The sequence below is a fragment of the Gulosibacter sp. 10 genome (assembly GCF_900163695.1).
GTDB lineage: Bacteria > Actinomycetota > Actinomycetes > Actinomycetales > Microbacteriaceae > Gulosibacter.
The window spans coordinates 57,056-79,613 of sequence record NZ_FUIC01000053.1 but is presented as its reverse complement, the minus strand read 5'-3'; the positions used below and the strand labels follow the sequence as shown (position 1 = coordinate 79,613).

18 protein-coding genes are annotated in these 22,558 nt (G+C 71.7%); 14 read left to right on the top strand and 4 right to left on the bottom strand.

From position 1 onward, the window contains the following. Position 1: 1 nt before the first annotated feature. The 3 genes from FM112_RS17350 to FM112_RS16075 all read left to right on the top strand — a co-directional run bounded on the left by FM112_RS17350 (position 2) and on the right by FM112_RS16075 (position 5,222). Complete coding sequence (locus FM112_RS17350) at positions 2 to 1,867, top strand: hypothetical protein (RefSeq protein ID WP_087009464.1); 1,866 nt, start codon at positions 2 to 4, stop codon at positions 1,865 to 1,867. A gap of 15 nt (positions 1,868 to 1,882) precedes the next feature. Next, positions 1,883 to 2,986, top strand: coding sequence for a DNA alkylation repair protein (locus FM112_RS16080; RefSeq protein ID WP_087009463.1), 1,104 nt, complete (start codon positions 1,883 to 1,885; stop codon positions 2,984 to 2,986). 97 nt (positions 2,987 to 3,083) lie between these two features. Then, complete coding sequence (locus FM112_RS16075) at positions 3,084 to 5,222, top strand: anthranilate synthase component I (protein ID WP_087009462.1); 2,139 nt, start codon at positions 3,084 to 3,086, stop codon at positions 5,220 to 5,222. A 61-nt stretch (positions 5,223 to 5,283) separates the two neighbouring features. On the opposite strand, the gene purU is transcribed toward FM112_RS16075, so the two are convergent. Further along, complete coding sequence (purU, locus tag FM112_RS16070; protein ID WP_254910549.1) at positions 5,284 to 6,174, bottom strand: formyltetrahydrofolate deformylase; 891 nt, start codon at positions 6,172 to 6,174, stop codon at positions 5,284 to 5,286. Positions 6,175 to 6,259: 85 nt separating this feature from the next. On the opposite strand from purU, the gene FM112_RS16065 reads away from it, so the two are divergent. The 4 genes from FM112_RS16065 to FM112_RS16050 all read left to right on the top strand — a co-directional run bounded on the left by FM112_RS16065 (position 6,260) and on the right by FM112_RS16050 (position 11,354). After that, complete coding sequence (locus FM112_RS16065) at positions 6,260 to 7,507, top strand: MFS transporter (RefSeq protein WP_176386886.1); 1,248 nt, start codon at positions 6,260 to 6,262, stop codon at positions 7,505 to 7,507. A gap of 221 nt (positions 7,508 to 7,728) precedes the next feature. Then, positions 7,729 to 9,003 (top strand): serine hydroxymethyltransferase, encoded by a 1,275-nt coding sequence (gene glyA, locus FM112_RS16060; RefSeq protein ID WP_087009460.1) that lies wholly within the window; start codon positions 7,729 to 7,731, stop codon positions 9,001 to 9,003. Further along, positions 9,000 to 9,884 carry a bifunctional methylenetetrahydrofolate dehydrogenase/methenyltetrahydrofolate cyclohydrolase gene (locus FM112_RS16055; RefSeq protein WP_087009459.1) on the top strand — a complete coding sequence of 295 codons (885 nt, stop codon included), beginning with the start codon at positions 9,000 to 9,002 and terminating at the stop codon, positions 9,882 to 9,884. Before glyA ends, FM112_RS16055 begins: the two co-directional genes overlap by 4 nt. A 258-nt stretch (positions 9,885 to 10,142) precedes the next feature. Beyond that, on the top strand, positions 10,143 to 11,354 hold the full coding sequence (locus FM112_RS16050) for a MalY/PatB family protein (RefSeq protein ID WP_087009458.1): 1,212 nt from the start codon (positions 10,143 to 10,145) through the stop codon (positions 11,352 to 11,354). Positions 11,355 to 11,479: 125 nt separating this feature from the next. Here the strand turns inward: FM112_RS16050 and FM112_RS16045 are convergent, their stop codons facing one another. Then, positions 11,480 to 12,838, bottom strand: coding sequence for an MFS transporter (locus FM112_RS16045; protein ID WP_254910552.1), 1,359 nt, complete (start codon positions 12,836 to 12,838; stop codon positions 11,480 to 11,482). Positions 12,839 to 13,202: 364 nt separating this feature from the next. On the opposite strand from FM112_RS16045, the gene FM112_RS16040 reads away from it, so the two are divergent. Next, the gene (locus FM112_RS16040; RefSeq protein ID WP_217874642.1) at positions 13,203 to 14,861 is read left to right on the top strand and encodes a hypothetical protein; all 1,659 of its coding nucleotides are present in this window, start codon (positions 13,203 to 13,205) and stop codon (positions 14,859 to 14,861) included. A gap of 495 nt (positions 14,862 to 15,356) precedes the next feature. Here FM112_RS16040 and FM112_RS16030 read toward each other — a convergent pair whose 3' ends face one another. Beyond that, the gene (locus tag FM112_RS16030) at positions 15,357 to 15,836 is read right to left on the bottom strand and encodes an Lrp/AsnC family transcriptional regulator (RefSeq protein ID WP_176386884.1); all 480 of its coding nucleotides are present in this window, start codon (positions 15,834 to 15,836) and stop codon (positions 15,357 to 15,359) included. A 177-nt stretch (positions 15,837 to 16,013) separates the two neighbouring features. On the opposite strand from FM112_RS16030, the gene FM112_RS16025 reads away from it, so the two are divergent. From FM112_RS16025 to FM112_RS16015, 3 genes are read left to right on the top strand one after another with little or no spacing between them, the layout of a single operon-like run. After that, positions 16,014 to 17,456 carry a sodium:solute symporter gene (locus FM112_RS16025; protein WP_087009455.1) on the top strand — a complete coding sequence of 481 codons (1,443 nt, stop codon included), beginning with the start codon at positions 16,014 to 16,016 and terminating at the stop codon, positions 17,454 to 17,456. After that, complete coding sequence (locus FM112_RS16020) at positions 17,446 to 18,138, top strand: SDR family NAD(P)-dependent oxidoreductase (RefSeq protein WP_087009454.1); 693 nt, start codon at positions 17,446 to 17,448, stop codon at positions 18,136 to 18,138. Before FM112_RS16025 ends, FM112_RS16020 begins: the two co-directional genes overlap by 11 nt. 14 nt (positions 18,139 to 18,152) lie before the next feature. Then, a complete protein-coding gene (locus tag FM112_RS16015; protein WP_087009453.1) occupies positions 18,153 to 18,686 on the top strand; it encodes a YbhB/YbcL family Raf kinase inhibitor-like protein in 534 nt (177 codons plus the stop codon). Positions 18,687 to 18,714: 28 nt separating this feature from the next. Here FM112_RS16015 and FM112_RS16010 read toward each other — a convergent pair whose 3' ends face one another. After that, positions 18,715 to 19,770 (bottom strand): helix-turn-helix domain-containing protein, encoded by a 1,056-nt coding sequence (locus FM112_RS16010; RefSeq protein ID WP_176386883.1) that lies wholly within the window; start codon positions 19,768 to 19,770, stop codon positions 18,715 to 18,717. A 276-nt stretch (positions 19,771 to 20,046) separates the two neighbouring features. Here FM112_RS16010 and FM112_RS16005 point away from each other — a divergent pair, with 276 nt between their 5' ends. From FM112_RS16005 to FM112_RS15995, 3 genes are read left to right on the top strand one after another with little or no spacing between them, the layout of a single operon-like run. Further along, positions 20,047 to 20,646: a TRAP transporter small permease gene (locus tag FM112_RS16005; protein ID WP_254910548.1), complete on the top strand. Its 600-nt coding sequence runs from the start codon at positions 20,047 to 20,049 to the stop codon at positions 20,644 to 20,646. Then, positions 20,643 to 22,076, top strand: a complete 1,434-nt coding sequence (locus FM112_RS16000; RefSeq protein ID WP_087009451.1) for a TRAP transporter large permease — start codon at positions 20,643 to 20,645, stop codon at positions 22,074 to 22,076. Before FM112_RS16005 ends, FM112_RS16000 begins: the two co-directional genes overlap by 4 nt. 50 nt (positions 22,077 to 22,126) lie before the next feature. After that, positions 22,127 to 22,549 (top strand): carboxymuconolactone decarboxylase family protein, encoded by a 423-nt coding sequence (locus FM112_RS15995; RefSeq protein ID WP_254910547.1) that lies wholly within the window; start codon positions 22,127 to 22,129, stop codon positions 22,547 to 22,549. Positions 22,550 to 22,558: the final 9 nt, after the last annotated feature.

The following is a 22,558-nucleotide window of genomic DNA, read 5'->3' as shown; positions in this document are numbered from 1 at the left end:
GATGTCGCAGGAATCGTCGTACGGGAACTCGGAGTCGGGGCGCGAGCTGATCGCGCTGGTCCGGGCCGACGGGCAGGGCGAGCTTCGCGACGGCGAGCGGGTCACGCGGATGCGCGCCGCGGATGCGGACGAGCTGCGGGGCATGCTCATGGAGCGGGCGATGGCGATCGCGGTCGACGAGGGCGTCGAGCTGCCGCTGCAGACCATCGACGTCGACGGCATCTACCCGCTCCGCTGCTTCCCGAACGGCGACCTGCAGCAGGTGGGGGAGGTGATGCCGCTCGTGCCCGGCGTGACCGAGCTCACCCCCGAGGAGGACGAGACCGCGAGGGCCGCGGACGGCGGATACGCCCAGCTCTTCGGCAGCCGACCCGACGACGAGGAGGTCGACGAGGACAGCCTGCACGAGACGATCCAGCTGCCGCGCCCCGCAATGATGGCCCAGTCGCTCGAAATCGAGGAGCGCCGCATCGAAGAGCGCCGCATCGAGGAGCGTCGCGCCGAGGAGCGTCGCGCCGAGGCCGAGCGGGTGCAGGAGGACGAGGACCTCGAGGAGGAGATCCACGAGGAGGGCCTCGATCACGACTTCGACGAGGCCGAGGAGGAGGGCGAGGCGGCGGGCTTCGCCGAGCCCGAGGCCGAGCCGACCGATCCCGTCGCGCGCCCGGGCTGGGCGCAGCCGCGCCCGGCGATCCCCGCCGAGGACCGGGACGACGCGCGGCGGGATGCGCCCGCCGGCCGGCTCCCCGCCGAGGAGCCGGAGCCGGAGGCTGAGGCGACCCCGGAGGAGGAGTGGCAGCCGACCTTCGCACGCCGTCCGCGGCAGGAGCCCGAGGAGCGCGCCCCGCTCGGCGAGGACGACGACGAGGACCTGCTCGCGGGCCACGAGACGCCCAAGCGCCGCCCGCGGCCGGAGCGCGTCTCGACCGAGGGCGTGCCCACGCTCGACGACTTCCTCTCGGCGAAGTCGAAGGCGCAGAAGCGCCCCGCGGAGCAGGGATGGCGCGCCGGCATCCGCCGTGCCTCCGGCGGGCTCATCAAGCTCGGGCCGGGCAAGCGCGAGCGCACCATCCGCGACGAGATGGCGAGCATCCAGAAGGTCTTCGACGGCACGCGCACCATCGTCGTGATGAACCCGAAGGGCGGCGCCCACAAGACCACCGCCACGCTCATGATCGCGGCGGCATTCGGCAGCCTGCGCGGCGGCTACACGCTCGCGTGGGACAACAACGAGACCCGCGGCACGCTCGGCTGGCGCTCGCGCCCCGGCACGACCGCGAACACCGCCGTGGACCTGCTGCGGGAGCTGCCCCGGTTCGAGATCTCGGGCGGCGCGACGATCTCGGACATCGACCGCTACGTGCGGAATCAGGGCGACGCGAAGTTCGACGTGCTGGCGAGCGACGACGACGCGGCCTCCGCGGCGATCATCGACGACGACGCCTTCAGCAGGCTGCACCGGGTGCTCTCGCGCTTCTACCGCATCATGGTGATCGACACCGGCAACAACATGCGCGCCTCCAACTGGGAGGCTGCGCTCGACGTGGCCGACCAGCTCGTGATCGTGTCGACGGCCCGCGAGGACACCGCGGCCTCGGCCGCGTGGCTCGCGGACGGGCTGCGCGAGCGCGGCTACGGCGACAAGCTGGCCAGCGCCGTGACGGTGCTCTCCTCGCCCTCCTCGAAGGAGGACCCGGAGCTGACGAAGAAGCTGCACAGCCACTTCCACCAGCTCACCCGCGCCGTGGTCTCGGTGCCCTACGACCAGGAGTTCGTCGGCGGCGGGGAGCTGAACATCCCGAACCTGCGCCCCGAGACTCGGGAGGCGTGGCGGCACGCGGCAGCCACCATCGCCCGCGGCCTCTAGGGCTCGGCGGACCCGATGGCCGGCTTCAAGGACGAGCTCTCGCCCGAGCTCGTCGCCCGCCTCGCCCGCGAGCTCGCCGAGGCCTCGCCCTCGTTCGACCGGGCGGCGTTCGAGCGCCTCGCGGTCGACGGCCTCGACGAGCTCGAGCTCAAGGCCCGGATCGGGCTCATCGCCCGGGCCCTCGCCGCCTCGATGCCCGCCTCGCCCGAGGAGGCCGATCGGACGATCCGCGCCGCGCTCGACGGCGGCGGCCTCCACGGCTGGGCCTCGATGCCCGTCGACGAGTACGTCGCGACGGCGATGCTGGACCGCCCCGACCTCGCCCTCCCGCTGCTGGCGGCGCTCACGCCCCGCTACACGGCCGAGTTCGCGATCCGCCCGTTCATCGAGACCCACTACGAGGCAACGATGGCGCACCTGCGGGCGTGGACGGCCGACCCCGACGAGCACGTGCGGCGGCTCGTCTCCGAGGGCACGCGGCCGCGGCTGCCGTGGGGGCGGCGGCTCGCCCGGTTCATCGCCGACCCCGCGCCCGCGCTGGCGCTGCTGGAGCCGCTCGTCGAGGACGACTCCGCGTACGTGCGCCGCTCGGTGGCGAACCACCTCAACGACATCGGCAAGGACCATCCGGACCTCGCCCTCGAGACCGCGGCGCGCTGGTCGGGGGCCGGCGAGCACGGCGCCGCCGTCGCGCGCCACGGCCTCCGGACGCTCGTGAAGCAGGGGCATCCCGCGGCGCTCGCGATCCTCGGCTTCGACCACGACGCCCCCGTCGAGCTCTCGGACCTCGTCTGCTCGCCCGCGACCGTGCCGATCGGCGGCGAGACCGCCATCGGCTTCACGCTGCGCGCGCCGGAGCCGACGCGCGCGGCGATCGACTACGTGGTCCACTACCGGGGAGCCCGCGGCCCCAAGGCGGGCAAGGTGTTCAAGCTCGCGGTCCGGGATCTCCCCGCCGGGCGGCCCGTCGAGCTCTCCCGCCGCCACGCCTTCGCGCACGTCTCGATCCGGAGGATCCACCCCGGCCCGCACCGCATCGAGATCCAGGTCAACGGGCGCGTACTCGGCTCCGCCGAGATCGAGGTCGTCGACGCGGAGGCCCCGCCGGCCTCCGCGTGAGTCCGGGACGGCCCGGGGCGGAGGCGCCGCAGCGGCGGGCCCGTCCGGCGCCCGGCCGGCATTCGTGGAGACCCGCGCGTCCGCGTAGGATGCGAGGGTGCTTACTGTTGTCTGTTCCGATCGTGTTGCCGAACCGCGCGAAGTGGACGAGATCATCGCCGGTCTGGACGACCGAGCCGGCGTGGTCCTCGCCTCGGGCGTCGAGTACCCGGGCCGGTACACGCGATGGGACATCGGCTTCATCGACCCGCCCCTCGTGATCGAGGGCCGGGGCTTCCGGATGCGCATGCGCGCGCTGAACGACCGCGGCCTCGTGCCGCTGCGCGCCTTCGAGGATCTTCTCGCCGACGTCGAGGGCCTCGACGTGCGCCGCGTCGACGACCGCGAGGTGGCGATCGGCATCGCGCCGCAGCGGGACGAGATCCTGCCCGAGGAGGAGCGCACCCGCCGCCGCTCCTCCTTCGCGGTGCTGCGGCACATCATCGACGCGCTGCCCGAGGACGCCCGGCACCTCGGCCTCTACGGCTCGCTCGGCTACGACCTCGTGCGGCAGATCGAGCACCTCGACGAGCCGGCGGGCGGGGAGCAGCGCGACCTCGTCATGTACCTGCCCGACAGCGTGATCGCCGTGCACCGGCAGCGCGGGGACGCGCATCGCTACGAGTTCGACTACAGCTACCGCGGCGAGAGCACCGCGGGGCTGCCGCGCGAGCGGACGCCGGCGCCCTTCGTCCCGCCGGCGGCGGACGCGCAGGGCTCGCGCGACCACCAGCCAGGGGAGTACGCCGGGCTCGTGCGGCGCGCGAAGGACTACTTCGCGCGGGGCGACCTGTTCGAGACGGTGCCGGGCCAGGCCTTCCGCGAGCCGGTGCGCACCTCGCCCTCTGCGGTGTTCCGCTCGCTCGTGCGCGCGAACCCCTCGCCCTACGGCGCGATCATGAACCTGGGCGGCAACGAGTTCCTCGTCACGGCCTCGCCCGAGATGTTCGTGCGCGTGCAGGGCCGCCGCGTCGAGACCGCGCCCATCTCCGGCACCATCGCGCGCGGGGCGGATGCGATCGCCGACGCCGACCAGATCCGCACGCTGCTCAACAGCGAGAAGGACCGCTCGGAGCTCACGATGTGCACCGACGTGGACCGCAACGACAAGTCGCGGGTCTGCGAGCCGGGGTCGGTGCGCATAATCGGCCGCCGCCAGGTCGAGCTCTACTCGAAGGTCATCCACACCGTCGACCACGTCGAGGGCGCGCTGCGCGAGGGCTTCGACGGCCTCGATGCGTTCGCCACCCACATGTGGGCCGTCACCGTCACCGGCGCCCCGAAGATCTGGGCGATGCGGTTCATCGACGAGCACGAGCGCTCCCCGCGCACCTGGTACGCTGGCGCGCTCGGGGTGCTCTACGCGAACGGCGACGTGAACACGGGCCTCACCATCCGCGCCGCGATGATCCGCGAGGGCATCGCCGAGGTGCGCGCCGGCGGCACGCTGCTCATCGACTCGGTGCCCGAGGAGGAGGAGCGCGAGACCGAAATGAAGGCCTCGGCGCTGCTCGAGGCCATCGCCGCGCGCCCGGAGGAGGGCGCCGCCGAGGCCGACGCCGCCGATCCCGCCATCGGCGCGGGCCACCGCATCCTCTTCCTCGACCACGAGGACTCCTTCGTGCAGATGCTCGCCGGCTACATGCGCGAGACCGGCGCGGAGGTGCGCACCGTGCGCGTGCCCAGGGGCGGCGTGCCGATCGAGCAGGTGCGCGCGCAGCTCGACTCGATCGACGCGACCCTCGTGGTGATGTCGCCCGGCCCGGGCTCGCCGCGCGACTTCAAGGACGACGAGATCCTCGCCGAGCTCGACGCCCGCGGCCTGCCCGTGTTCGGCGTGTGCCTGGGCCAGCAGGCCATCGGCGAGTACCTCGGCGCCTCGCTCGGGCAGCTCGACTACCCGCTGCACGGGCAGGAGCGCGAGATCGTGGTGACGGCGCCCGGCTTCCTCGACGAGCTGCCGGAGCGGTTCGTGACGGGCCGCTACCACTCGCTCTACATCGACCCCGAGACCGTGCCCGAGGGGCTCACGATCGTGGCGAGCGACGACGACGGCGTGCCGATGGCGATCGAGCACTCCGAGAAGCGCTGGTACGCGGTGCAGTTCCACCCGGAATCGCTCATGACGCTGCGCGACCGCGCCGGCCACCGCATCATCGAGGCGGTCATGCGGCGCATCGCCGAGCCGCGCGACTAGCCGCCCGCCCACGAGGAAGGCCCCCGACGAGTCGGGGGCCTTCCTCGTGCTTCCGAGCCGGCTACTTGAAGATGATCGTGCGCTGCCCGTCGAGCAGGATGCGGTGCTCGGCGAACCACTTGACCGCCTGGGTCAGCGTGCGGGACTCCTCGTCCTGGCCCATGGCCTGCAGCTCCTTGACCGTGTCGTCGTGGTCGACGCGGCGCACGTTCTGCTCGATGATCGGCCCCTCGTCGAGGTCGGTCGTGACGAAGTGCGCGGTGGCGCCCACGACCTTCACGCCGCGCTCGTGCGCCTGCCGGTACGGGTTCGCGCCCTTGAAGCCCGGGAGGAAGGAGTGGTGGATGTTGATCGCGCGGCCCTCGAGCTCGGCGCAGAGCTCGGGCGAGACGATCTGCATGTAGCGCGCGAGCACGACGAGCTCGATCCCCTCCTCCTCGATGATCCGCCGCACGCGATCCTCGAACGCGGCCTTGTCCTCGGGCCCCGCGATCGGCAGGTGCTCGAACGGCACATCGTAGAACCCGGCGAGGTCGCCCAGCGTCGGGTGGTTCGCGAGGATGCGGGTGACCTCGATGGGCAGGTGCCCGGCGCGCTGGCGGAACAGCAGGTCGTTCGCGCAGTGCTCGGCCTTGGAGCCGAGCACGAGCGTGCGGATCGCCCGGGTCGCGTCCTCGAGGCGGATCTCGGCGTCGAAGCGCTCGGCCACCGGGTTCAGCTCGGCCAGGAGCGCGCCGCGGGTCACCGGGGTGTCCACCTCGAGCCGCAGGAAGAAGCGGCCCGTGTCGCGCGAGGAGAACTGCTGGAGCTCGATGACGTTGCCCGCCGAGGCGACGATCGCTGCGGTCACCGCGTGCACGATGCCCGGGCGATCGGCGCACACCAGGGTGAGCACCCAGTGGTTGGGCCTCGATTTCGCGGACTCGGATGCGGGAGAAGTCGTTTCGGTCACGAAGGCAAGCGTACTGGAGGCCCGCGGCGGGGGAGTAGTCCGCGCCGTGTACTCCCGCATCGCGACGCGGGAGTACGCTCGAACGGTGACCGACGCTTCCGCAACCAAGTTCCCGTGGGCGCCGCTGCTGACGCTGGCGACCGCCACGTTCATGTCGATCACCACGGAGATGCTGCCCACGGGGCTCATGCACCTCATGGCGCCCGGGCTCGGCGTCGCCGAATCGCAGATCGGCCTGCTCATGACGGTGTTCGCCTACAGCGTGGTCGTCACCTCGACGCCCCTCATGGTGCTGCTGCGGCGGGTGCCCAAGCGCGTGCTGCTCGTCTCGGTGCTGCTGCTATTCTCGGTCTCCACGCTCGCGACCGCCTTCGCCCCCACGTACGGCTGGGTGCTCGCCACCCGCATCCTCACGGGTATCGCGCAGGGCGTGTTCTGGTCCTCCGTGACCGCCTACACCGCCACGCTCGTGCGGCCCGAGCAGCTCACGAAGGCCGTGTCGATCACGAGCGGCGGCGGCGGGCTCGCCTTCGTCCTCGGCGTGCCGCTGGGCACGCTCCTCGGCCAGCTCTTCGGCTGGCGGCTCACCTTCGTCGCGCTCGCGGCCGTGTCGATCGCGGTCGCCGCCCTGCTCTGGCTCGTGCTGCCGAAGGGCCAGCGGGAGCCCGCCGCATCCACCTCGCCCATCGAGGTGCAGCCGGCCCCGCAGGCCATCGGCGACACCGCGGCGATCGTGCTGCCGAGGCGATCCCCGCGTTCGATGGGGCTCGTGGCGCTCGTGTGCGTGCTGTGCGCGATCGTCATGACCGGGCACTACTCCTTCTACTCCTACGTCTCGCCCTACCTGCTCGGCCCGGTCTCGCTGCCCGAGGGCTGGCTGCCGGTCGCGCTGTTCGGCTACGGCATCGCCGCGGCGGGGGCCACCTTCGCGACGGGGCTCGTGTTCTCGGGCCGGCCGGGCATCGGCTTCTACACGTCCTTCGCGCTGTTCCTCGTGGGCGGCGGCTCGCTCGCGCTGCTCGCCGACCACCAGCCGCTCGCGCTCGCGGGCATGTTCCTGTGGGGCATCGCGATGGGCTTCACCCCGACGCTGCTGCAGGCGCGGCTGCTCGCGGTCGCGCCGACGAGGCACCGCGACCTCGCGAGCGCGCTCTACACCTCCGCCTTCAACCTCGGCATCGGCAGCGGCTCGTTCGTGGGCGGCCTCGTGCTGGACGCGACGGGACTCGGCGGCCTCGGCATCACCTTCCTCGCGATGATCGGGCTCGCCGTCCTCCTGAACCTCGGCATCGACCTGGCCGCGGCGCGCGCTGCGAGGCCGCGGACGCGGTAGCGGCGCCGCGCCCGCCGCGTCCTCGCCGGGGCCGGGATGCGCCATCCGCGTCCCCGTATTGCGTGCGCCGGAGGGGGTGCGTCTAGACTTGTCGAGCCGCGACTGGCGTCGGGTGGGGCACCATCGGGGAGCGGCCTTCGGAGCACGAGCCGCACGCCTGGGTTCGCCGACACTCATGACCGTCCGGTGCCGTGAGCCGGAATCCGAATTAGGAGTCTCTAGTGTCCGACTATCAGAACCTTCCCCTCTCGCAGATCGACCCGGAGATCTCCGCGGTCCTCGGCGACGAGCTCGATCGTCAGCGCAACACCCTCGAGATGATCGCGAGCGAGAACTTCGTGCCGCGCGCCGTGCTCGAGGCGGTGGGCAGCGTGCTGACCAACAAGTACGCCGAGGGCTACCCGGGCCGCCGCTACTACGGCGGCTGCGAGGTCGTCGACGTCGCCGAGAACCTGGCCCGCGACCGGGCGAAGGAGCTCTTCGGCGCGAAGTTCGCGAACGTGCAGCCCCACTCCGGCGCGACCGCGAACGCGGCCGTGCTGCACGCCCTCGCCACGCCCGGCGACACCATCCTCGGCCTCTCGCTCGACCACGGCGGCCACCTCACGCACGGCATGAAGATCAACTTCTCGGGCCGCCTCTACAACGTCGCCGCCTACGGCGTCGACCCCGAGACCGGCCGCGTCGGCATGGACGAGGTGCGCCGCCTCGCGCAGGAGCACAAGCCCAAGGTCATCATCGCCGGCTGGTCGGCCTACCCGCGCGAGCTCGACTTCGCGGCCTTCCGCGAGATCGCGGACGAGGTCGGCGCGTACCTGTGGGTCGACATGGCGCACTTCGCGGGCCTCGTCGCGGCGGGCATCCACCCCAGCCCCGTGCCCCACGCCCACGTCGTCTCCTCGACCGTGCACAAGACCATCGGCGGCCCCCGCTCGGGCTTCATCCTCACCAACGACGCCGACCTCTCCAAGAAGATCAACTCGGCCGTGTTCCCCGGCCAGCAGGGCGGCCCGCTCATGCACGTGGTCGCGGGCAAGGCCGTGGCCTTCAAGCTCGCGATGACGGACGAGTTCCGCGACCGCCAGGAGCGCACCAAGCGCGGCGCCCAGATCCTCGCCGAGCGCCTGCAGCAGGACGACGTCAAGGAGGCCGGCGTGGCGCTCACGAGCGGCGGCACCGACGTGCACCTCGTGCTCGTCGACCTGCGCGACTCGGCCCTCGACGGCCAGCAGGCGGAGGACCTCCTGCACCGGGTGGGCATCACCGTCAACCGCAACGCGGTGCCGAACGACCCGCGGCCGCCGATGGTCACCTCGGGCCTGCGCGTCGGCACGCCCGCGCTCGCCTCGCGCGGCTTCGGCGACGAGGAGTTCCGCGAGGTCGCCGACGTGATCGCCGAGACCCTCAAGCCCGAGCCGGACGTCGAGTCGCTGCGCGCCCGCACGCAGGCGCTCGCCGACCGGCTCCCGCTCTACGAGGGCCTGGTCTACGCATGAGCGAGGCGTTGCGCCTCGATGGAAAGCAAGCGGCGGCCGAGATCAAGGCCGACCTGCGCGACCGCGTAGCCGCGCTGCGCGAGCGCGGCATCGTGCCGGGCCTCGGCACGGTGCTGGTCGGCGAGGATCCGGGCTCGAAATGGTACGTCGCGGGCAAGCACCGCGACTGCGCCGAGATCGGCGTCGAGTCGATCCGCATCGACCTGCCCGAGACCGCTACGCAGGGCGAGGTGGAGGAGGCGGTCGACCGCCTCAACGCCGACCCGGCCTGCACCGGGTACATCGTGCAGCTGCCGCTGCCGAAGCACATCGACCAGGACGCGATCATCGAGCGCATCGATCCGCTCAAGGACGCCGACGGCCTGCATCCCACCAACCTCGGCCGCCTCGTGCTCAACGTCAACGAGCCCATCTCGACCCCGCTGCCGTGCACCCCGCGCGGCTGCATCGAGCTGCTGCGCCGCAACGGCATCGACCTCGCGGGCAAGCACGTGGTCGTCATCGGCCGCGGCGTGACCGTGGGCCGCTCGATCGGACCGCTGCTCACACGGCGCGAGATCAACGCCACCGCGACGCTCACGCACACCGGCACGCGCGACCTCGGGGAGATCGTGCGCACGGCCGACGTGGTCATCGCCGCCGCGGGCTCGCAGGGCCTCGTGCGGGCGGAGTGGATCAAGCCGGGCGCCGCGGTGCTCGACGTGGGCGTCTCGCGGTCGGTCGACCCCGAGACCGGCAAGTCCAAGGTGCGCGGCGACGTGGACCCGGCCGCCTGGCAGGTGGCCGGCGCGATCTCGCCGAACCCCGGCGGGGTGGGCCCCATGACCCGGGCCCTGCTGCTCGCCAACGTGGTGGAGACCGCGGAGCGCCTCGCCGCGTAGCTGCGCGGCCCGCCGGGCTGCCCGATCGCCGGGCGGCCCGGCGGGCCTCGCCGCCCTGTCAGCCGGAATGCCTCGCAGATGCGTCGCAGTTCGCGGTTCTGCACGCCGCAGAACCGCGAACTGCGACGCATCTGTCGTCTCCGGCGCGCCGTCCGCTTCGTCGCGCCGTCGTTTCCGCAGTGTTACGAGGGATTTCGCGAGCGCCCGGCGGCGGAATAGTCTCGTCGGAGCACCCGCACGCCCGGAACGAAGGAACCGATGAACTCGAGCACGACCACCGCCGGAATCCAGCAGTCGCTCTTCGACGAGGTGGTCGACCGCCGCGGCACGAACTCCGAGAAGTGGAGCGGCGCGGCCACGATGCTGTCGCCGGAGGAGGCCGCCGCCGATCCGCTGCCGATGTGGGTGGCGGACATGGACTTCCGCGCGCCGCAGCCGGTGCTCGACGCCCTGCACGACGCGGTGGATCACGGCGTGTTCGGCTATCCGCTCGAGACCACCGCCTCCTACCTCGAGGCGGTCACGGGCTGGCAGGCCAGGCGCTTCGGCTGGGAGGTGCCCGACGAGTGGGTCGTGCACACCAACGGCATCATCACCACGATCAAGAACATCATCCAGGCCTTCTCGAGCCCGGGCGACTCCGTGCTCATCCAGCCGCCCGTGTACGTGCACTTCCACAACGACGTGCGGCTCAACGGTCGCCACCTCGCCTACGCCCCGCTCGTGCGCGAGGGCGAGGGGTACCGCTTCGACGCGAAGGCGTTCGAGGAGGCCATCCGCCCCGACACGAAGCTGTTCATCCTCAGCCACCCGCACAATCCCACGGGCACCGTGTGGAGCGAGGAGGAGCTGCGCACGATGGGCGAGATCTGCGCGCGCCGCGGCGTGATCGTGATCGCGGACGAGATCCACCAGGATCTCGTCATGAACCCCGAGCGGCGGCACATCCCCTTCGCCTCGCTCGGCGAGGAGTTCGCGCAGAACAGCATCACCTGCACGGCGCCGAGCAAGACCTTCAACCTCGCCGGCCTGCAGTCGGCCAACGTGTTCGTGCCGAACCCCGCGCTGCGCGAGAACCTGCGGCGGCAGATCGGCCGCAACATGGCCTCGCTGAACAACGTGCTCGGCACGGTCGCGGCCGAGGCCGCCTACCGCCACGGGGAGCCCTGGCTGGAGGCCGTGCTCGAATACGTGCGCGGCAACCACCGCTACTTCGCCGAGGCGGTGCGAACGCGCGTGCCCGGCGTCGACGTGCTGCCGGCCGATGCGCTCTACCTCGCGTGGATGGACTGCCGCGAGGTCGAGCCTGACGCCGAGCGGCTGCGCACGTTCATGCTCACCGAGGCGCGGCTCTGGCTCGACGAGGGGCAGAAGTTCGGCGTCGAGGGGGAGGGCTACATGCGCATCAACCTCGCCTGCCCCCGCTCCACCGTGGAGGAGGCCGTCACCCGCCTCGAATCCGCCCGCTGACCCCGAGCCCCCGCGCCCCGAGCCCCGGCGCAACGACGAATCTTGGCGGCGGATCGTCGACCTCGGAAGCCGAGGCCGACAACCCGCCGCCAAGATTCGCTAGGAGCAGGGGTACGGGGAGGGGGTCAGTCCGCGCGGGAGGTGTTCGCGTAGTCGTAGCCCTTGGTCTCCTTGCTGAACAGCAGGGCGACGATGGTGAGCACCGCGGCGCCCGCCAGGTAGACGCCCACCCAGACCGGGGAGCCCTCGCCGACGCTCCAGAGCGCGACGAAGACCGAGGGCGCGATGCCCGCGCCGATCACCGAGGACAGGTTGTACGCGATCGCCGAGCCCGTGTAGCGGGTGTTCGCGGGGAAGTACTCGGGCAGCACTGCGCCCATCGGGCCGAAGGTGAGACCCATGAGGGTCATGCCCAGGATGAGCTGCAGCTGCACGCCGACGTGGCCCAGGTCGAGGATCGGGGTCATGGCGAAGCCGAACGCGAAGATCAGCGCGGTGACGCCGAGCAGCATCTTCTTGCGGCCGAAGCGCTCCGCGAGCGGGCCCGAGACCAGCGTGAACGCGGCGAAGAAGAGCACCGCGATGATGAGCATGATGAGGAAGTCGGTCTTCGGGTAGCCGAGGCCGCCCACGTAGCTCGCGGCGTCGAAGGCCTCGCCCGATTCGGCGGCCGCGGCGGCGGCCTGCTCGGTGGTGGGGGTCGAGCCGTAGGTGAGCATGAAGGCGGTCATCATGTAGAAGAGCACGTAGGTCGCGAGCATCACGAACGTGCCGAGGATGATCGCCTTCCACGAGTGCTTGAAGACCTCGACGAGCGGGGCCTTGACGACGTGCTTCTCGCGCTGCACCTTCTGGAACGCGGGCGTCTCGGTGAGCTGGATGCGCACCCACAGCCCGAGGACGACGAGCACGGCCGAGAGCAGGAACGGGATGCGCCAGCCCCAGGTCATGAACTGCTCCTCGGTGAGCGTGAAGTTGAGGATCACGAAGAGCAGGTTGCCGAGGATGAAGCCGATCGGCGCGCCGAGCTGCGGGAAGGTGCCGTAGATGGCGCGCTTGTTCGCGGGCGCGTTCTCGGTGGCGAGCAGCGCGGCGCCCGACCACTCGCCGCCCAGGCCGAGGCCCTGGCAGAAGCGCATGACCACGAGCAGGAGCGGCGCGATGACCGTCATGCTCTCGTTCACCGAGCCGTCGTGGTTGGCGGCGGTGGGGAGCAGGCCGATGATGAAGGTCGCGATGCCCATCACGAGGAGCGTGCCGACGAGGGTGCCCTTGCGGCCGATGCGGTCGCCGAAGTGGCCGAAGAGGATCGAGCCGATGGGTCGCGCGATGAACGCCACGCCGAAGACGGCGAAGGAGGCGAGCAGCGCGGTGACGTGGTCGTCGCTGGGGAAAAAGAGGGCGGGGAAGACCAGGGAGGCGGCGGTGGCGTAGACGTAGAAGTCGTAGAACTCGATGGAGGTGCCGACGAGGCTGGCGGTGATGACCTGCCACGGCTTGTTCTTCTTCGTCGACGCGGCGCCCTGCGGGTCTTGCGTGGGGACGGTGGCGGTGTCCTTCGACACGGATGTGCTCCTGAACGGTCTGTTTTCGGGCGCGGAGACCCTGTCCCCGGGCCGATTCCTGATCGAGGATGCTGGCCCAGGACACGGCCGGCGCTGGCTTGGCGGCGCGGCGCGGAGCCCGGATAGGCCACAGCGTCGTCCGTCGTCGTCATCGCGATTGGCGACGTCTCAGGCTACACCTGCTATGGGGCGAATTGAAGGCCCGGACCCATGCGGTCCTAGGATGAATGGCGTTCCGCATCGCCCGCCCGGCAGCCTGCCGGCCGTCGAACGAAAGAAGCGCATGGTCGCCGACCGCCCAGCATCCGATCGCCAGCCCTCCGAAGGCCCGTCCTCCGACGCCGAGCCGGACGGCGCCGCATCCAGAGCGCGGGCGCCGCGCCGGCGGATCGCGGTGCTCGGCTCGAGCGGCGGCAACCTGCGCAGCCACGGCGGCGACGATCCGGCGAAGCTGCTCGGCGACATCCGGCGGCAGCTCGAGGCGGCGGGATTCGAACTCGCCGCGGTGCAGTTCGTCGCGGCGGACGCCTCGATGGACGGCATCGGCGAGCGGGCGCGCGCCGCGCTCTGGGGCCTGGCCGAGGGGCGGATCGGACCGCTCGCGGAGGGCGCCCTCGCCGAGATCAACGCGACGGCCCGGGAGCGGGATGCGCAGCTCGCCGAGCGCATCCGCGCGGGCGAGATCGACGCGCTCGTGCTCGTGAGCGCCGACCCGGCCGGCACGAACGCGGCCGCGGTGACCGCCGCCGTCGAGGCGGGGCTGCCCGCCGCGGGCACGGGCGGCAGCTCGATCGCGAAGGCGCAGCAGCTCGGGCTGCGCCTCGTCTCGGCCTCGGGCACCACCGGCACGACGAGCACGACCCGCGCCGTGGCCTACGCCTCCGGCCTCGCCCGGCACTGGGGCGCGAAGTACCGCCCCTCGCTCGGCTCGGCGGGCGCGGGCTCGGCCGGGGACGAGCCGGCCTGGCGGCGCATCAGCATCCGCGGCATCATGGTCGGCTCCATCCCGGCGTTCATCACGCTCGCGCTCATCCTCGCGATCGGCAAGATCCCCGGCCTCGAAGGGCTGAGCGAGGTCTTCGACCTGCTCATCGCGGCGCTGCCCATCGTGGTGGCCGCCGTGGCGGCGCGGAAGATCTCCGGGCTGGACGAGGTGGGGCTCGTGGCCGGCGCGATCGCGGGCACGCTCGCGCAGCCGGGCGGCATCCTCGGCGGCCTGGTCGGCGGCATCCTCGCGGGCCTGCTCGCCTCATGGCTCGTGCGGCTCTTCCTCGGCTGGAGGTTCCCCGCCACCACCGCGAACATCTTCACCGGCGCCATCGCGGGCGCCCTGCCCGGCCTGCTCGTGTTCTTCGTGCTCGCGCCCGTGACGGCCTGGCTCGGCGAGGGCGTGCAGGCGCTCATCCAGGCCGTGCTCGAGTTCTCGCCGCTGCTGGCCGGCGCGCTCGCGGGGCTCGTGATCTGGCCCGCGATCATCGGCGGCGTGTACCACGCCGTGCTGCTGCCGCTCGTGCTGCTCGAGATGTCGCAGAAGGGCCATAGCTTCTTCGGCGCGATCGACATGGCGGCGCTCGTGATGGTGTCCTTCGGCATCACGATGGCGAACCTCCTGGCCCCGCGCACCTCGGGCGAGCGCGCGCTCGCGGGCTCGGGGGCGGGCGTGAACTTCTTCTTCGGCACCTTCGTGGAGGCCTCGTACCCGTTCATGTTCGGCGACAAGCGCGTGTTCGCGATCGCCCTGGTCGCCGCGACCGCGGGCGGCGCGGTGGTCGGGCTCACGGGCGCGGAGGCCACCGCCTACCTGCCCGCCATCGCGGCGCCCTTCGTCTCGACCACGGCCGTCGGCATGGTGACCGCGATGGCGACCTCCGCGGCGATCGCCTTCGCGGGCACGCTCGTGGTGAACCTGTTCGCGCGGCGCAAGGCGCGCCCGGCCGCCTGAGCCGGGGCCGCCTGAACCCGGCGGCTCGAGCCGGGCGGCCTGAACCCGGCGGCTCGAGCCGGGCGGCCTGAACCTGGCGACCTGAGCTGGGTGGCCTGAGCTGGGTGGCCTGAGCCGGGTGGCCTGAGCCGGGTGGCCTGACCCCGGGGGCCAGCCGGGTTTGCCCGGGTGAGGGGCACCCGGGCGGGGGGTGGTCTGAGCCCGGGCTGCTGTTCCGGATGCGAATAGCGCGCACGATCCGTATGGCCGGTCCTGCAAGCTATTCGCATCCGGAACGGCACACCCGGCGAAGCATCCGAACCGCAGACGCGACGACGTGCGGTCCCGCCGGGCCTGCCGGGCCTGCCGGGCCTGCCGGGCCTGCCGGTCCCGCCGGGCCTGCCGGTCCCGCCGGGCCTGCCGGTCCCGCCGGTCCCGCCGGGCCTGCCGGGGCGGCCGGGCCTGCCGGACTCGCCGGTCCGCCGGGGCGGCCGGTCCTGCCGGGGCGGCCGACCGCTAGAGGAGCAGGTCGAGCGTCTGCACCTTGCGGTGGTTGACGAGGGGGCTGAGGATCACGGAGGAGACGGTGCGCGAGACGCCCTCGCAGTCGGTGATCGCCCGGATCACCTCCTGCAGGTGCGCGGTGCTGTGCGCGGCCACGCGGCAGCGGATGTCGGCGGTGCCGGTGGTCGTGAACGCCTCGATCACCGAGGGCAGCTCGTCGAGCGCCTTCGCGATCTCGGGGAGCTTGGTCTGGTCGGCCTCGAGCTCGACCCAGGCCTGCACCGTGAAGCCGATCAGCCCGAGATCGAGCTGGGGCTCGTGGCCGATGATCACGCCGCTGTCCCACAGCCGGTCGAGTCGCGTGCGGAAGGTGGGGCGGGAGACGCCCGCGATCTCGGCCAGCTCGCTCGTGGTGGCGCGGGGGTGGTCGCGCAGCGCCTCGAGCACGCGCTTGTCCACCGCGTCGATGATGGGCATCTGTCCACGCGTCATCGTGTGTCCGTTCTGTGAGGGCCGAGCCGGCGGCTGGTCGATTCCGGCGCCGCAGCGCGTCGGAACTCCAGGATAGTGGAATGTCTCGAACCCGGTAATTGCCATATCGGAGGGAAGTATGTAAGTTATTGATCAATATGAACGCAAAGCAGCGTTCTCTTTACCAAAGGAGGGTCGATGAACCTCGGTATCCTCATCGTCATCGTGCTGTACCTGGTGGGCATGTTCGGCATCGCGGCCTGGCTGCGCACCCGCGTCAAGAGCGATGACGACTATCTGCTCGCCGGCCGCAAGATGGGCACCGTGCTCACGGCGACGATGCTGCTCGCCATCAACTTCGGCGGCGCGTTCGTGCTCGGCACGAGCCAGGACGCCTACGCCGTGGGCTTCGCGGCGATCTCGTTCGCGATCGGCGTCTGCGCGGGCCTGTGCCTCCTCGCCGTGTTTGTCGCGAAGCCCATGCGCAACGGCGGATTCACGACCGTGCCGGGCTTCCTGGGCAGCCGCTACCGCAGCCGCGGCCTGCAGCTGCTGCTCTCGGCGCTCTCGGTGATCGCGCTGCTCGGCATCCTCGCGGGCCAGGTCGGCGCCGCCGCCTCGGCGTTCGGCGCGCTCGGCCTCGGGCAGCCCTGGGGCGCCGTGGTCGGCATGGTGCTCATCATCGTCTTCACCGTGGTCTCGGGCATGTGGGGCGTCGCCATCACCGACTTCATCCAGTTCTGCGTGATCGTCGTCGGCATGGTGCTCGTCGCCGTCATCGCGGTGCAGGCGGCGGGCGGCCTCGGCGCCATCACCGAGGCGTTCCACTCGGCGGGGGTCGAGCAGTCCTTCAACCCGCTCAATCAGGGCTGGTCGTTCTTCCTCGGCGCCGCGCTGCCGGTGGTCGTGCACAAGATGGTGGGCCAGGACGTCATGCAGCGCGTCTTCGCGGCCAAGAGCGGCCGGGTCGCTGCGGGCGGCGCCGCGCTGGCCGGCGTGCTCACGGCGCTCTTCGCCGTGGTCCCCGCGCTCGCGGGCATGGCGGCGAAGGTGCTCTTCCCCGACCTCGACCCGAGCGTTGGCGCGGTGCCGGCGCTCATCGAGAACGTCCTGCCGGTCTGGGCCGCGGGCATCCTCATCGCCGCCATCATCTCGGCGGTGATGTCCACGGCCGACGCCCTGCTGCTCGCCGCGGTGAGCAACATCTCGCAGGACTTCCTGCTCAAGGTCCGCTCGATCCGCGAGAGCCCGAGGCGGCAGCTCGTGTGGTCGCAGGCGCTCACGGTCGTGCTCGGCTTCGTGGCGCTCGGCATCTCGCTCGTGGTGCCGGGGATCATCCAGGTGCTCACGATGGCGTTCACGATGTACGGCTCCGGCGTGTTCGTCTCCTTCGTCTTCGGCCTGTTCACGCCGTTCGGCGGCAAGTGGGCCTCCCTGCTCTCGGTCGTCGCGGGCGGCGCGGTCGCCGCACTGGGCGTGACCGGGGTGCTCGTCGTCGGCGGACTCCCGGCGATCGTCCCCGCGATTGCTGCTTCACTGGTGGTGTACGTGCTGACGGCGCTCATCGCCGGGGAGACCCGCGCGGGCGCCGGATGGAAGCAGGAGCTCGAGGCGAAGCAGGAGGCGGACGTTGCAGCCTGAACCCCGCGCGATCGTGACCGGCGCCGCGTCCGGCATCGGGGCGGCCGTGGCCGAGCGCCTCCGCGCCGACGGCTGGGCCGTGACCGGCCTGGACCTCGCGGCGGAGGGCGGCGCGGCCCCGGCCTTCGACGTGACGGACGAGGCGGCGTGGGACGCGCTCGCCCCCGACGGCGCGGCGGCGCTCGTGCACTGCGCGGGCATCCGCGGCCGCGGCGCCTTCCACGAGACGGGGCTCGACGCCTTCCGCCGCGTGACCGCCGTGAACGTCGAGGGCACCTTCCTGGCACTGCGCTGGTGCGCGAGAGCCGTCCGGTCGGGAGCGGCCGCGCCGGGGTTCGCCGGCGTCGTGCTCTCCTCCGCGGTCATCCGCCACGCCGTCGAGGACCAGCCCGCGTACAACGCCTCCAAGGCGGCCGTGGCCGCGCTCGCCGCCTCCGCGGCGAGGGAGGTCGCGCAGTTCGGGGCGCGCATCAACGCGATCGCGCCCGGATCCATCCTCACGCCCATGACGGCGTCGGGATGGGAGGACGACGCCCATGCCGAGCGCATGGCGCGAGAGATCCCCGCCGGACGGCCCGGCAGGGCGGAGGAGGTCGCGGGCGTCGCGAGCTTCCTCGTGAGCTCCGACAGCTCGTATATGAATGGTGAGACGGTCGCCGTGGACGGCGGCTGGACGATCTGATGAAGGAGAGGGATATGGGAATCAACCCGTTCGAAACACTGCCCGAGGTACCGGCCCTGACGGTGACCTCGCGGGCCGTCGCCGACGGCGAGGCGCTGGCGCCCCGGCAGGTGTCGGCCATGGCGCGGCCCGATGACGGCGGCGACGCGCTGCCCGACCTGGCCTGGAGCGGCGCGCCCGAGGGCACGAAGAGCTTCGCCATCACCTGCTACGACCCCGACGCGCCGACGATGAGCGGCTTCTGGCACTTCGCCGCGTTCAACATCCCCGCGGATACGACCTCGATCCCCGAGGGCGCGGTCGTGCTCGGCGATCGCAGCGGCTTCCCCGAGGCCGCGACGATCCTCCGGAACGACGGCGGCCTGCAGGGCTTCGTCGGCTCCGCGCCCCCTCCGGGGCACGGCGACCACCGCTACTACTTCGTCGTGCACGCGCTCGACGTGGAGACGCTCGACATCGACGAGACGGCCTCGCCCGCGCGGCTCGGCTTCATGATGTTCGGCAGCACCCTCGCGCGCGGCCACGTGATGGGCACGTTCGGGCACTAGCCCCGGCGCCCGCGATGCGGAGGCGCGGCTACCCGCCCGCCTCCGCATCCTTGTGGGCCCGGCGGTACACGCTCGGGCTCACCCCGTAGGCCGACTTGAACGTGCGGCTGAAGTGGGCCGCGTCGATGAAGCCCCACTGCTGGGCGATCTGGAAGATGCTGAGCGGCGCCTGCGCGGGGTCGAGCAGCGCCAGCCGGCAGCGCTCCAGGCGGCGGGTGCGGATGTAGTCCGAGACCGTGGTGCCCTCCTCGTTGAAGAGGTGCTGCAGGTACCGCGTGGAGAGGTAGTGCGCCGCGGCGATCGAGTCGGTGCCGAGGTCCTGGTCGCCCAGGTGCGCCTCGATGTAGTCGCGGTACTTCTCCATGTCGGCCCGGTAGCCGCCGGGCTGCTCGGCGGCGTGCGCGGCGAGCTCGGTGGACAGCAGCGTGGAGATGAGCTCGAGGGCGCTGCGCATGACGCGCACGCCGCTGTAGCCGGTGAGGATCTCGAGGTTCTCGGCGATGTGCTGCATGAACGGGTTGATCACCTTGCCGATGCCCTCGTCCCCGCGGAGGCGGAGGGCGGTGGCCCCGGTCAGCAGCCGGCGGGAGATGCCGAGCAGGTGCTTGGGGAACACGAGCACGAAGGTGGTCATGCCGCCCTCGTACTCGAGCGAGTACGGCTGGCCGGTGTCGTAGACGGTCACGTCGCCCGGCTGCAGGCGGGCCCGGTTCTCGCCCTGCGTGACGATGCAGTCGCCCTCGAGCAGCAGCGAGAGCTTGAGCTGCTGCGGCTCGTCGGGGTCGATGGCCGAGGCGAGCCGGTGGACGCTGTGCTCGTCGGCGCGCATGTAGGTGGCGCACATGTCCTCGATCCAGATGCGCTCGAGGAAGCCGCCGAACTCGTCCAGCGTGGTGCGCAGGCTGAGCTGCACGAACTGCCTGCTGACGATCTGCCGCCACTGCTCGAAGCTGCTCACGTGCGCGCGCTGCAGGATGGCGCCGCCGGGCGTGGTCGGCGGGATGAACTCCTTGACGACGGCGTCGGGGCCGTCGGGCTCGGCCAGCTGCGCGGCGACGGGCTCCTGCGCGGATGCGAACGGCACGTGACCTCCAGATACTTCCTCGGACCGTGGGGAGGGGCCCTCCCAGGGTACTACCGCGCCGAGGGGCGGGCGGGCAGGGCTGCGCCGAGGGGAAACTCCCTGTGCGGCGGCGGACAACACCGGATTCCGATCCGGATCGATACTCGAATGGACGACAGAACCCGATCGACGGCTCCGCCACGAGCGCGCAGCGCAGCGCGCGGACGGAGCCGGGGCGGGCCGGACTCGGCGACGAGGACGGCCGGCGCCCCGACGGGAGCGAAAGAGGTGAATGATATGGAACGCATCGTGACGGCGGCGGCGAGGGCCATGGCGGTCATCGCGGCGCTGTGCCTCGTGGTGCTCATGCTCGCGATCACGGTGGACGTGGTCGTGCGGAACATCACGGACAAGAGCCTGCCGGGCATGATCGAGCTCGCGGAGACGAGCCTGGTGATCGCGATCTTCTTCGGGCTCGGGATCGCCGCGGTGCGCGGCGAGCACGTCGCCGTGACGCTGCTCACCGACCGGCTCGGGAAGCGCGCGGCGCAGGTCTGCCTCGTGGTCACCTGGGCGGTGACCGCGGTGTTCCTCGCCTGGATGGCGTGGGCCTCGGCGCTGCGCGCGGTCGAGGCCACCCAGCGCGGAGAGGAGCGCTTCGGGCTCGTGCGCTGGCCGATGTGGCCGCTGCGCTGGGTGATCCTCGCGGGCATCCTCATGTTCCTGCTGGTGGCGATCCTCAACCTCGCCCGCACGATCCGGGGCCGGGAGCCGCTGGGCGCCCGCGACGAGGTGGAGCTCGTGGCGGAGACCCTGCCCGAGCCGGACCTCGCCGAGGTCCCCGGCGCCGCCGGGGAGCCGGCCGTCACGACGAATGGAAGCGGGGCCCGCTCATGACCACCATCGCCGTCATCGTCGCGCTCGCGCTGCTGCTCGTGCTGCTCGCGATCCGCACGCCCGTCGCGATCGCGCTCGGCGTCGCCGGCGCGGCCGGGCTGCTGCTCCTCAAGGGCTTCGGCTACACCGGCAGCGTGATCGGCTCCTCGCCCTTCACGAACACCGCGAGCTTCAGCCTCACGATCATCCCGCTGTTCATCCTCATGGGCATGTTCGCGGTGCGGGCCAACATGGCCGAGCACGTGTTCGCCATCGCGAGCCGTGCGGCGCGCCGCGCGCCGGGCGGCCTGGGCGTCGCCACGGTCATGGCCTGCGCGGGGTTCTCCGCGGTCTCCGGCTCGAGCATCGGCACCGCCGCGACCATGTCCAAGCTCGCGGTGGGGGAGATGCGCCGCCACGGCTACCCGGCCCACCTGGCCTCGGCGCTCGTGGCGGTGGCGGGCACGCTCGGCGTGATGATCCCGCCCAGCACCTTCCTCGTGCTCTACGCGATCCTCGCGCAGGAGTCGGTCGGGCAGATGCTCGCCGCGGGCATCATCCCCGGCATCATCTCGGCGCTCGCCTACACCGTCTACATCATGATCGCCGGCTCGCGGATCACGCCGCAGGCGATGGCGGAGGAGAGCCTCGCCGGGGTCGCGGGCAAGGCGCATCAGGACGCCGTCGAGGCCCGCACGATCCGCGAGGGCCGCGACGTCACGGCGCTCAAGACCGCGCCGCCGGCAGCCGGGGAGGCGCAGCAGCAGTCCTGGCGCTCGATGCCCTGGCGCGGCCTCGTGCGCGTCGTGATCCTGTTCGCCGTGGTGCTCGGCGGCATGTACTCGGGCCTGTTCACCTCCACGGAGTCGGCGGCCATCGGCGCCCTCGCGGCCTTCGTCATGCTTGTGCTCGAGAACCGGCGCAAGGGGCTGCGGAGCATCTTCGCGAGCTTCCGCGGAGCGCTGCAGGACACGGGCTCGACCACGGCGATGGTGTTCATGATCATCATCGGCTCGGGCATCCTCTCGACGTTCTTCGTCGCCGCCCGGGTGCCGGACGCGATCACCAGCGCCGTGGCGGGCCTGAACATGCCGCCGATGCTCACCATGGCGCTGCTGCTGCTCTGCCTCATCCCGCTCGGGATGGTGCTCGAGTCGCTGTCGATCCTCGTGATCACGGTGCCGATCCTCTACCCGATCGCCATGGAGCTCGGCTTCGACGGCATCTGGCTCGGCATCCTCATCGTCAAGCTCATCGAGATCGGCATGGTGACGCCGCCCGTGGGCATCAACGTCTTCGTGGTCGCCGGCACCTCGGGCGTGCCGACCGAGCAGGTCTTCCGCGGCATCCTGCCGCTGTTCCTCATCGACCTCGGCACCGTGGTGCTGCTGTTCCTCGTGCCCGCGATCACCCTCTTCCTCCCGAGTCTCGTGGCCGTCGGGGCCGGCTGAGACGACCACCACCACCGCAAGCCCGCCCCGGCGGGACGAAAGGACGCGAAATGCAACGAGACGACCTCTACGACATCGGCATCCGCCAGCGAAGGGCGATGTTCGGCCCCGAAGGCGCCGAGGGCCAGACCGAATCCACGACCGACGTGAACGACAAGATCCAGGAGTTCGTGACCCGGGTGTGCTTCGGCGACATCTGGCAGCGCGACGGGCTCTCGATGACCGACCGCAGCAAGGTCACCCTCGCGATGCTCATCGCGCAGGGCAAGGCCCACGAGATCCGCATCCACATCCGCGGCGCCCTCGCCAATGGCGTCGAGCCGCTCGAGATCCGCGAGATCATCATCCACTCGATGCTGTACATCGGCATCCCCGGGGCGGTGGAGGGCATCCGCGCCTTCGAGGAGATCCTCGAGGAGCGCGGCATCGCCTTCGACCTCGACGGCGAGTCGGCGACGGTCGGCGCCGTATGAGCCCCGCGA

What these genes read in the sequence shown, in the direction of transcription:
- FM112_RS16050 (WP_087009458.1), top strand. Translation starts at nt 10,143, where the DNA reads ATGAACTCGAGCACGACCACCGCCGGAATCCAGCAGTCGCTCTTCGAC.
- FM112_RS16080 (WP_087009463.1), top strand. Translation starts at nt 1,883, where the DNA reads ATGGCCGGCTTCAAGGACGAGCTCTCGCCCGAGCTCGTCGCCCGCCTC.
- FM112_RS15995 (WP_254910547.1), top strand. Translation starts at nt 22,127, where the DNA reads ATGCAACGAGACGACCTCTACGACATCGGCATCCGCCAGCGAAGGGCG.
- FM112_RS17350 (WP_087009464.1), top strand. Translation starts at nt 2, where the DNA reads ATGTCGCAGGAATCGTCGTACGGGAACTCGGAGTCGGGGCGCGAGCTG.
- FM112_RS16030 (WP_176386884.1), bottom strand. Translation starts at nt 15,836, where the DNA reads ATGACGCGTGGACAGATGCCCATCATCGACGCGGTGGACAAGCGCGTG.
- FM112_RS16015 (WP_087009453.1), top strand. Translation starts at nt 18,153, where the DNA reads ATGGGAATCAACCCGTTCGAAACACTGCCCGAGGTACCGGCCCTGACG.
- FM112_RS16005 (WP_254910548.1), top strand. Translation starts at nt 20,047, where the DNA reads ATGGAACGCATCGTGACGGCGGCGGCGAGGGCCATGGCGGTCATCGCG.
- FM112_RS16025 (WP_087009455.1), top strand. Translation starts at nt 16,014, where the DNA reads ATGAACCTCGGTATCCTCATCGTCATCGTGCTGTACCTGGTGGGCATG.
- FM112_RS16000 (WP_087009451.1), top strand. Translation starts at nt 20,643, where the DNA reads ATGACCACCATCGCCGTCATCGTCGCGCTCGCGCTGCTGCTCGTGCTG.
- FM112_RS16040 (WP_217874642.1), top strand. Translation starts at nt 13,203, where the DNA reads ATGGTCGCCGACCGCCCAGCATCCGATCGCCAGCCCTCCGAAGGCCCG.
- FM112_RS16055 (WP_087009459.1), top strand. Translation starts at nt 9,000, where the DNA reads ATGAGCGAGGCGTTGCGCCTCGATGGAAAGCAAGCGGCGGCCGAGATC.